We start from the raw sequence: 6,657 nt of genomic DNA on the forward strand, positions 1-6,657 counted from the left end.
CACGTCGGTCATGACTCAGAAGAACCCGAGGGGTTCGGTGCTGTAGCTGACGAGGAGGTTCTTCGTCTGGCTGTAGTGGTCGAGCATCATCCGGTGGTTCTCCCGGCCGACGCCGGAGATCTTGTAGCCGCCGAACGCTGCGCCCGCGGGGTAGGCGTGGTAGCAGTTCGTCCACACCCGTCCGGCTTGGATCTTGCGACCCATCCGGTAGGCACGGTTGCCGTCGCGGGTCCACACGCCGGCGCCGAGCCCGTACAGGGTGTCGTTCGCGATTGCCAGGGCATCGGCGTCGTCGGTGAAGGTGGTGACGGCCAGGACGGGTCCGAAGATCTCCTCCTGGAACACGCGCATCTTGTTGTGCCCCTTGAGCACGGTCGGCTCGAAGAAGTAGCCGTCGGCGAACTCGCCGTCGACCATGGCGCGCTTACCGCCGATGAGGACCTCGGCGCCTTCGGCCTTGCCGATGTCGACGTAGGAGGAGATCTTCGCCAGCTGCTGGGCGGAGACCTGCGGGCCGATCATCGTCTCGGTGTCCAGCGGGTCGCCCTGCTTGATCGCGGCGATGCGGGCCAGGCAGCGGGCCATGAACTCCTCGTAGATGTCCTCCTGGATCAGTGCCCGGGACGGGGCGGTGCAGACCTCGCCCTTGTTGAAGGCGTAGAGCACGAGGCCCTCGATGGCCTTGTCGAGGAACTGGTCGTCGTGGGCCATCACGTCGGAGAAGAAGATGTTCGGCGACTTGCCGCCGAGCTCGGTGGTCGAGGGGATCAGGTTCTGCGCGGCGTACTGCATGATCAGCCGACCGGTCACGGTCTCACCGGTGAAGCCGATCTTCGCGATCCGCGGGTTCGCGGCCAGGGCCTTGCCGATCTCGGCGCCCGGGCCGGTGACGACGTTGATCACGCCCGGCGGCACGATGTCCTCGACCACCTCAAGCAGCTTCAGGATCGACCAGGGGGTCGGCGAGGCCGGCTTCAAGACCGAGCAGTTGCCGGCCGCCAGCGCCGGCGCCAGCTTCCACGCCGCCATCAGCAGCGGGAAATTGAACGGGATGATCTGGCCGACGACACCCAGCGGCTCCCGGAAGTGGTAGGCGATCAGGTCCTTGTCGATCTCGGTCGAGCGGCCCTCCTCCGAGCGCGCCGCCGCGGCGAAGTAACGGAAGTGGTCCACCACGAGCGGGATGTCCGCGTTCAGCGTCTCGCGGACCGGTTTGCCGTTCTCCCAGCTCTCCGCGACCGCGAGCATCTCCTTGTTCGCCTCGATTGCGTCGGCGACCTTGTTCAGCGCAGCCGCCCGCTCCGTGGCGGACGCCTCACCCCAGGCATCCTTCGCCGCGTGCGCGGCGTCCAACGCCAACTCCACGTCCTGCGGCGTCGATTCGGCGACCTCGGTGATCGGAGCTGCGGTGGCCGGGCTCAGATCGACCCGATACTTCCCGGCAGTCGGCTCGAGCCACTTCCCCCCGATGAAGTTCTCATACCGCGGCAGGACGGTCACAATGCTGCCCGGTCGACCGGGCGGGACATACTTCATGGTGCACTCCCTCATCCATCCAGGAATAGGCCCTCGTACTCGGGGGGAGCGACCCTGCAACGATGCAGCCGGCACACGCCACAAGGACGCCCACCCCCGACTGAACGCCTCCACCTCAGAGGGGGTCAGAGGCAAAGGTCCCCGCCAACGACAAGAAGCGCCGCGAGTGAACCCGGACCACCTCTGGGACGAGACTCAGCTCAGGAACCGAGCCATCATGCGAAGAGGCGGCCCGCACGAAGCTCGCCGCCGGCTGTCAAGGACGGCTGACCCCAGGAACCACGGCAGCCTCGGTCACTCCCGTCTGAACCCTGAGGCGCTGACCGCCCTGGCCATGCTCTCCCTCGGCGGCTACTGCCCAACCCCACCGGCAAGAACGGGCACCACGTGACGCACAGATCGGGTCGGAGAGCCATCGAAGTGTCGGAGGTCGCCGGATCGGTGGAGACCATCTGCGCGTATCCAGCGCGGCATCTGGCGCTGGGTACCTGCTCAACGACCCCCTGACCAGCGGCCTCGGATGGCCAAAGATCACCGTTCTGACGGCCGTGTGCCTGACCGCCATGAGCTCCGAGAGCCCTGCTCCCCATCCGTCGGAACGCTGCCTCGATTCGGAAGGACGCAGCCACCATGGCGCCAAGGACTGAAGCGGCTCCCAGGCTGCTCCTGGCCGGCAGGGCCGCCAGGGCCCCGACACGGGCGAGGGCAGCCACCAGCGAGATCCAAGCCGCCGAGCCACGGACGTGGGAAGTCCTGGCCTCGGCCACGTTCACGACCGCGAAGATGATCAAGAAGCCGGCACTGCCCATGGTTGAGATGCTTTCCAGGTTCAACAGGTTTGCCAGCACGATCGTGGCCGCCACTGTGATGAACAACCCCTCCAGTGGCTGATTCCAGATCGGACGTTCCAACTCGGCCGGCAGCTCCCTGGACTTCGCGATGGTGTAGGTCATGCGAGCGGATCCGTGCAACGTGGCGTTGATCGCGGACGCGGTCGAGAGCATGGCTGCTACGGCGATCAGCGCGAACCCGGCCGAGCCCAGGGCCGGGCGGGCGGCTTGATCAGGAAGGCCCCCAGGAACCGAATGGGCCACCTCGAGGGCGGTCCCCCGAGCCCCCGACTACCGCCAAGACCGTGGACGCCGGCAGAGAGGACGTCCCAGCAGAGACAGGGAAGCCGTAAGCGACATTGTGCCCGATCCAGGCTCGGCGGGGTCGACACCTACGCAACGCCGTGGATCAACGCCCGGACACTGGGGGCGTCAAGACTCCACCGGCGGATCATCCCCGTCCGCGCCGGCGGTGCGCGCAGCACCCGCGCGGCATTGCCGATGAGTCGCACTTGTTCGTACGGTGATCAGCGGAGGTGGTTGTGGGCGATGCTCGGGCTCCCGGATGGCGTCAGGACCTGCCTGTTCGACCTGGACGGTGTCCTCACCGACACCGCATCGGTGCACGGCGCCGCGTGGAAGGAGATGTTCGACGCGTTCCTGCGGGTCCGCGCCGAGCGGGACGGCACGCCGTTCGTGCCGTTCGACCCGCAGCATGACTACGAGGAGTACGTCGACGGCAAGCCGCGGCTCGACGGGGTCCGCGACTTCTTGGCCGGCCGCCAGATCACGCTGCCGGAGGGCACGCCGTCGGACCCGCCCACGGCCGAGACGGTCAACGGCTTGGGCGGCCGCAAGAACGCGATCGTGCTTCACCGCATTCACACGGGCGGGGTGCATGTGTTCGAGGGCTCCCGTCGCTATCTGGTAGCCGCCGAGCAGGCGGGCCTTCGCCGGGCTGTGGTGTCCTCCTCCGCCAACACTGGCGAGGTGCTGACGGTGACCGGGCTCGCGCCGCTGGTCGAGCTGACGGTGGACGGGGTGACGATCCGTGACGAGCGGCTGAGGGGCAAGCCCGCGCCGGACACGTTCCTGGCCGCTGCGAGGCGGCTCGGGTCGCGGCCGGCGCAGTGCGCGGTGTTCGAGGACGCGCTGTCCGGCGTCGCCGCGGGGCGGGCCGGCCACTTCGGCTACGTCGTCGGCGTGGACCGGGTCGGCCAGGGGGACGAGTTGCGCGCGCACGGCGCGGACACCGTGGTGCAGGACCTGGCCAACCTGCTGGATCGCTCGTGATCGTGCAGCGGCCGTACCCGGTCGAGCCGTGGTCGGTGAGCGAGACGGCGCTGGACCTGGACTTGCTCGCGCAGTCGGAGTCTCTGTTCGCGCTCTCGAACGGCCACATTGGGCTGCGTGGGAACTTGGACGAGGGTGAGCCGTTCGGCATTCCCGGCACCTACCTCAACAGCTTCTACGAGCAGCGGCCGCTGCCGTACGCGGAAACGGGTTACGGGTATCCGGAGATGGACCAGACCCTGATCGACGTCACCAACGGCAAGCTCATCCGGCTGTTGGTGGACGACGCGCCGTTCGACGTGCGCTACGGCGACCTGCACGAGCATCACCGTCGGCTGGACCTGCGTAGCGGTCTGCTCGAGCGGGCGGTCGAGTGGACCTCGCCGGGGCAGACCCGGGTGCGGGTGCGCTCGAGCCGGTTGGTGTCGTTCTCCCAGCGGGCGGTCGCGGCCATCGAGTATGTGGTCGAGCCGGTGGGGCGCGCGGCGCGGATCATCCTGCAGTCCGAGCTGGTCGCGAACGAGCAGCAGCCGAACCTGTCGTCGGACCCCCGGGTCGCGGCGGTGCTGGAGAACCCACTGCAGTCGGTCGCCCAGGACCACGACGGCCACTGGGTGGTGTTGCTGCACCGCACCCGGGCCAGCGGCCTGCTGGTGGGTGCGGGGATGGGGCACGTCCTGCAGGCTCCCGGCCGCACCGAGACCGAGGTCGCCGTGCGCGAGGACTGGGCCCGCCTCACGGTCGCGTGCACCCTGCAGCCCGGCGAGCAGCTGCGGGTGGTGAAGGTGATCGCTTACAGCTGGTCGAGCCTGCGCTCGGAGACCGCCGTGCGAGGCCAGGTCGCCAGCGCGCTGTCGGGCGCACGGTTCGCCGGTTGGGATGGCTTGGTGCGCGAGCAGCGCGCCTATCTGGACGCGTTCTGGGACGCCGCCGACGTCGAGGTGGACGGGAACGCCGAGATGCAGCAGGCGGTGCGGTTCGCGCTGTTCCACGTGCTGCAGTCCGGGGCGCGGGCCGAGCGGCGGGCGATCCCGTCCAAGGGGCTGACCGGGCCGGGGTACAACGGGCACACGTTCTGGGACAGCGAGATGTTCGTGCTGCCGCTGCTGACCTACACCCAGCCGACCGCAGCCGCGGACGCGCTGCGCTGGCGGCACGCCACGCTGGAGCAGGCCCGCCAGCGGGCGGCCGAGCTGCACCTGGCCGGCGCGGCCTTCCCGTGGCGGACGATCCGCGGTCAAGAGTGCTCCGGCTACTGGCCGGCCGGAACCGCCGCGTTCCACATCAACGCCGGGATCGCCGCCGCGGTGGTCCGCCACTGCGCGGCGACCGGTGACACGGCGTTCGAGCGGCAGGTCGGCCTCGAGCTGCTAGTGGAGATCGCCCGGCTGTTTACCTCGCTCGGGCATCACGACCGAACAGGCGGCTGGCACATCGACGGCGTGACCGGTCCGGACGAGTACAGCGCGGTCGCCGACGACAACGTCTACACCAACTTGATGGCGGCCCGAGCCCTGGTCGCGGCGGCGGACGCGGCGCAACGGCACCCGGACACCGCGCGCGATCTCGGCGTGACCCTTGAGGAGGAAGCGACCTGGCGGGACGCCGCGGCGGCCGTGCACGTGCCCTACGACACCGAGCTCGGCGTGCATGAGCAGTCGGACGGGTTCACCCGGCACGGCGAGTGGGACTTCGTCGCCAGCCAGGGCAAGTACCCGCTGCTGCTGCACGCCCCGTACTTTGATCTGTACCGCAAGCAAGTGGTCAAGCAGGCGGACTTGGTGCTCGCGATGCACTGGTGCGGCGACCACTTCACCGCCGAGCAGAAGGCTCGCAACCTCGACTACTACGAGCGGCGCACCGTGCGCGACTCGTCGCTGTCGGCGTGCACGCAGGCGGTGCTGGCCGCCGAGGTCGGCCACCTGGACCTTGCCTACGACTACGCCTACGAGGCGGCACTGATCGACCTGCTGGACCTGCAGAGGAACAGCAGGGACGGCCTACACATGGCCTCACTCGCGGGCGCGTGGCTGGCGCTGGTCGCGGGCTTCGGTGGCTTCCGCGACCACGGGGACGTACCGTCGTTCGACCCGGCTCTGCCGGAAGGGCTGACCCGGCTGTGCTTCTCGATCCGATGGCAGGACCTGCGCCTGAAGGTGGACGTCCGCCCGGACGAGGTCACCTATGCGATCCGCGGTGGAGCGACGGCCAGCCTGCTGCTGCGGCACGCGGGCGAGGAGGTCGAGGTGACGACGGGTGCGCCGGTCACCCGGCCGGTTCGCAAGCGGGCTCCGCTGCTGCCGCGCCCACCGCAGCCGCCCGGCCGGGCACCGGTGTCGGCCCGTGGGCCGCTCGGCTCCTGACCGAGCAGCACCACCAGGTGACACCAGCACTGCCACTGCGGCGCTCCCAGACCCTGCCGTCCGTTCACAGCGACGCCGCCGGCCGGCCCAGCCGCCCCGGTCCGGCATATGAGCACCGGCCACCACCACCCACTCGGGCCGTCGGATGTGACCGCGCGCCACGAGCGCGCCACGAGTACCAGCACGTACCGTGGGCAGGTGCGGGGGGCGACGAGCAGCGCGACACCGAAATCACCGTGGCCGCTCGCCACGAGCTCGACTCAGGGGTCTCGAGATCGGTGATGGTTGCTTAGGATCCGGGTCTGCGGGCCGGCGCGGCTTTGCCGAATCTCATGCGCCAGCGTCTCGGTGGCCGGGGCGGGCGAGACGTCGGGCCCCGCGAGTGAACCGGGGCGGGGCAGTCCCTGGACGGCGCGCCGCGAGCCTGTCCGTTCGGGACAGCGTGAGCCAGTATGGGGTGAGTGCCGCGGATGCACCCGCGGCAACGAGTTCGCGACGTACGGGAGGCACCATGACCGAGCGGGAGCGAGACGACGACACGGCGCCACGGCGACCAGATGACCCGCTCGCGAGGGCGGCCGAGCTGGGCCCACTGCCCGGTGTCGAGGACGATGAGGACGACCGGGCCGTGGACC

4 protein-coding genes are annotated in these 6,657 nt (G+C 69.6%); 3 read left to right on the forward strand and 1 reads right to left on the reverse strand.

Annotated features, from left to right (window positions below; translation table 11 throughout):
* Positions 1 to 15: 15 nt before the first annotated feature.
* Entirely contained in the window at positions 16 to 1,536 is a 1,521-nt protein-coding gene (locus VIM19_08840) for an aldehyde dehydrogenase family protein (protein HEY5184989.1), read from the reverse strand.
* A 630-nt stretch (positions 1,537 to 2,166) separates the two neighbouring features.
* Here VIM19_08840 and VIM19_08845 point away from each other — a divergent pair.
* From VIM19_08845 to VIM19_08855, 3 genes are all read left to right on the forward strand, one after another.
* Positions 2,167 to 2,427, forward strand: a complete 261-nt coding sequence (locus VIM19_08845; protein ID HEY5184990.1) for a hypothetical protein — start codon at positions 2,167 to 2,169, stop codon at positions 2,425 to 2,427.
* Between the two features lie 488 nt (positions 2,428 to 2,915).
* Positions 2,916 to 3,659, forward strand: a complete 744-nt coding sequence (locus tag VIM19_08850) for a beta-phosphoglucomutase family hydrolase (GenBank protein HEY5184991.1) — start codon at positions 2,916 to 2,918, stop codon at positions 3,657 to 3,659.
* Entirely contained in the window at positions 3,656 to 6,022 is a 2,367-nt protein-coding gene (locus tag VIM19_08855) for a glycosyl hydrolase family 65 protein (protein HEY5184992.1), read from the forward strand. The genes VIM19_08850 and VIM19_08855 overlap by 4 nt, the downstream gene beginning before the upstream one ends.
* The last annotated feature ends 635 nt before the right edge of the window (positions 6,023 to 6,657 follow it).

It is taken from the genome of Actinomycetes bacterium (genome assembly GCA_036510875.1).
Classification (GTDB): domain Bacteria; phylum Actinomycetota; class Actinomycetes; order Prado026; family Prado026; genus DATCDE01.

What these genes read in the sequence shown, in the direction of transcription:
- VIM19_08840 (HEY5184989.1), bottom strand. Translation starts at nt 1,536, where the DNA reads ATGAAGTATGTCCCGCCCGGTCGACCGGGCAGCATTGTGACCGTCCTG.
- VIM19_08845 (HEY5184990.1), top strand. Translation starts at nt 2,167, where the DNA reads ATGGCGCCAAGGACTGAAGCGGCTCCCAGGCTGCTCCTGGCCGGCAGG.
- VIM19_08850 (HEY5184991.1), top strand. Translation starts at nt 2,916, where the DNA reads ATGCTCGGGCTCCCGGATGGCGTCAGGACCTGCCTGTTCGACCTGGAC.